Origin of the sequence: Rheinheimera sp., assembly GCF_036568245.1 — a bacterium.
GTDB lineage: Bacteria > Pseudomonadota > Gammaproteobacteria > Enterobacterales > Alteromonadaceae > Alishewanella.
Map to the genome: position 1 here is coordinate 1 of NZ_DATCSY010000242.1, position 2,994 is coordinate 2,994.

A 2,994-nucleotide genomic window follows, 5' to 3' on the forward strand; every position below is an offset into this window, starting at 1 on the left:
AATAACTCATAAGCGCCGATGCCGCCATTAAGGTTGGCGAGCAGACGAAAGACTTTTTCCCGGATAGACGTAAAGCGGGCGCCATTTTGTTCACATATTGTGCGGGCCCGGTTAACCAGTGTTTCTGTTGACATAGTTTGCTCCTGTCAGCAATTGACGGCAGTGTAACATATCGGGCGTTAACTGCCACGCTGTCAGGACGAAACTGCAATGGCTACAGGCGGTTGATTTGATCTTTTAGCTGATAGGATTTGTCTGTGACAATACTTTCCAGCGTGGCGACACGTTGTTTCAATTTTTCATGTTCAGCCTTCAGTTCGTCCATTTCCTTACTGCTGCCGGTTTTGTTTTTGTGTTTGTTGTAGGAGTCAAAAGCAGCAAACGCCATTGAACACACGACAACAATAACAATCATGTCAAACACACCCATTTTTTAGCTGCTCCTTGATAACTGGTTAATTTGATCTTTCAGCTGATAAGATTTATCGGTAACAATGGCTTCCAATGTAGCGGTACGTTGTTTCAACTCCGCTATTTCCTGCTCAAGTTTATCGATACCTTTGCCGGACGCCAGTTGTTGATATTTGTAACGCATTTTCATCGCATCGTAAGCAACACCGCCGAGTATGGCAACCACCACTATGATGACAATACCGATATCCATAAAGACGCTCCTCTTTAGTTTGTTAGTCTGGCAATCTTAGCAAATCAGATGCCAATCATATTAATTGTTTATAATCAAATAATTATGTCTATAGTTTGATCTGCTTTGCGGACAAATGACCAAAAGTTTAGCCAATTTAACCAGAATATAGTGGTAAACTCCGTGCTGGGTATAGTGAATAATTGTAAACCAATATGACTGATGAAGACTGGATGCAGCACGCGATTAAGCTTGCGGCCAAAGCGGAAGAGCAGGGTGAGGTACCGGTAGGGGCGGTGCTGGTCAAAGACGGTGTCATGCTAGCTGAAGGCTGGAACCAGATGATTAGCCTGAACGACCCGTCAGCTCACGCGGAAATGCAGGCAATACGTGCTGCGTCCGCTTTGGTTGGAAACTACCGCTTACCTGATTGCACCTTATATGTGACGCTGGAACCTTGCAGTATGTGTGCCGGTGTAATGGTGCACAGCAGAATTAAAAAAGTGGTGTTTGGTGCCCGTGATTTGAAAACCGGCGCGGCTGGCTCAGTACTTAACTTACTGCAGTATCACCAGTTTAATCATCAGGTGGATGTGGTGTCCGGTGTATTGGCACAGCAGTGTGCTGCACAGTTGTCAGGCTTTTTTCAGCGGCGCAGAGCCGAGCATAAAGCGCTTAAGCGCATTCAGCCTCAGGCTGATTAAAAAAGCCGAGATAATGACGACGGCGTTGATGTAGTTTAGTAACGGCAATATTGCGTTTTATCCGGCGCCTGCTGGCGGCCACATCTAACACGCGACGACGCCGGGCTTTTACCTGAGGTTTTTTCCGTTTTAGCATAGTAGCTCCTTCATCTGACCTTAACCGCTACTATGAGGGCGTGCAGCGCCGGGATCAATGGGCACTAGTTTTGCTCAACTGGTGCTGGCGGCAAGATTTCTGTACTACTCTGCTCAGTCAGACGCTGTTTCTGCTGCTCCAGCCGGTGTTCTGCCTGCTGGCGCTCGTCGACCCACAACAGGGTATCGTAGTAGCGGCGTATGTTATCAACATAAGTTACCGCTTCATCGCCACGGGCATAACCGTACTTCGTGGTCTGATAAACATTCTTCTGCCGCAGTAACGGCAGGCGCTGCTTTACATCCAGCCATTTGTCGGGATCGGCGCCATCTCGCTGGGTCAGAATGCGTGCATCTTCAACATGACCCCAACCCACATTGTAAGAGGCTAACGCAAACCACAGCCGGTCAGGCATAGGAATGCGTTCCGGTATCCGTGTCACCAGCCGGTGCAGATAGCGGCTGCCGCCACGGATGCTTTGCTGGGCGTCCAAGCGGCTGGTTACCCCCATTTGCTGAGCGGTAGGTAAGGTCAGCATCATTAAACCACGTACCCCAGTCGGGCTTTTTGCTTTGGCGTCCCAGTGTGATTCCTGGTAACTGAGTGCGGCCAGTAAGCGCCAGTCCAGCTCGCCGGCGTATTGCTCGAACCAGGGTTTCAGTGCCGGCAGCGTCTGCTCGATAGCTTCGATATACGAGAGCGTATCGACGTAATCGAATTGCTGCACATGGCCGAAATAGCGGTCTTCCAGGGCGATAAGCTCTCCGCCCTGATACATGGCACCGAAAAACTCAATTAAAACGGCATACAGTGAATCGTCCTGATTATCTGCCAGTAACCAGCTTACCGGCAAATTATCCCGCACGGTAAAAGCGATGCTCAGGTTAGGGTAAAAGCGCCGGTTGAGCGCCAGTTGATTAGAATCCGTGACCGTGTAAGCAATATTACCGTCTACTACCTGTTGCAGGATCTCTTCGGCATCCAGTGTCGGGTCTTGTTGCCATTTCAGCATCGGATGGTCCTGTTCCAGTTGCTGCAGTGTTTCCGCATGACTACTGTCTTTTACCACGACTATGGTATCTGTCAGATCATCTACTGAGCGTGGCCAGGTGTTACCCTGCTTAAACACCAGCACTTCATTAATCCAGCGGTATGCAGGGGAAGAGCGGTACTTACCTTTACGTATTTCAGTGAGGGTTAAACCGCCGGCAATATAATCAACCTGGCCCGTCTCAAGTTTTTGCAGTAGTTCATCCAGGTGATAACTCGGGAACAGCTCCAGTTTCACACCTAGTTTGTCTGCCAAAGCCTGGCTCAGTTCCAGCTCAAACCCGGTCGGGCCGTCTACGCCAACATAGTAACTGGTGGGGCCGTGCAATACGCCAACCTTTAAAGTATCTCTCTGATATATATCGAAAAGCTGGCTCTGCTGTGGTTCTGGACTACAGCCGGTAAGCCAAATCAATACCAGTAGCCAGTAGCCACTTCTACGCATGCATTCTACTCATTAC

5 protein-coding genes are annotated in these 2,994 nt (G+C 49.2%); 1 reads left to right on the forward strand and 4 read right to left on the reverse strand.

Annotated elements, in window-relative coordinates; all coding sequences use genetic code 11:
* Positions 1-214 precede the first annotated feature (214 nt).
* Together VIN66_RS11140 and VIN66_RS11145 are read right to left on the reverse strand one after the other, a co-directional pair.
* Positions 215-430, reverse strand: a complete 216-nt coding sequence (locus tag VIN66_RS11140) for a hypothetical protein (protein ID WP_331924065.1) — start codon at positions 428-430, stop codon at positions 215-217.
* Positions 431-433: 3 nt separating this feature from the next.
* Entirely contained in the window at positions 434-664 is a 231-nt protein-coding gene (locus tag VIN66_RS11145) for a hypothetical protein (RefSeq protein WP_331924066.1), read from the reverse strand.
* Between the two features lie 194 nt (positions 665-858).
* On the opposite strand from VIN66_RS11145, the gene tadA reads away from it, so the two are divergent.
* Entirely contained in the window at positions 859-1,347 is a 489-nt protein-coding gene (gene tadA / locus VIN66_RS11150) for a tRNA adenosine(34) deaminase TadA (RefSeq protein WP_331924067.1), read from the forward strand.
* On the opposite strand, the gene VIN66_RS11155 is transcribed toward tadA, so the two are convergent.
* Positions 1,319-1,483 (reverse strand): hypothetical protein, encoded by a 165-nt coding sequence (locus VIN66_RS11155; protein ID WP_166670463.1) that lies wholly within the window; start codon positions 1,481-1,483, stop codon positions 1,319-1,321. The two genes, tadA and VIN66_RS11155, sit on opposite strands and share 29 nt — an antisense overlap.
* A 64-nt stretch (positions 1,484-1,547) precedes the next feature.
* Positions 1,548-2,978: a membrane-bound lytic murein transglycosylase MltF gene (gene mltF, locus VIN66_RS11160; RefSeq protein ID WP_331924068.1), complete on the reverse strand. Its 1,431-nt coding sequence runs from the start codon at positions 2,976-2,978 to the stop codon at positions 1,548-1,550.
* Positions 2,979-2,994: the final 16 nt, after the last annotated feature.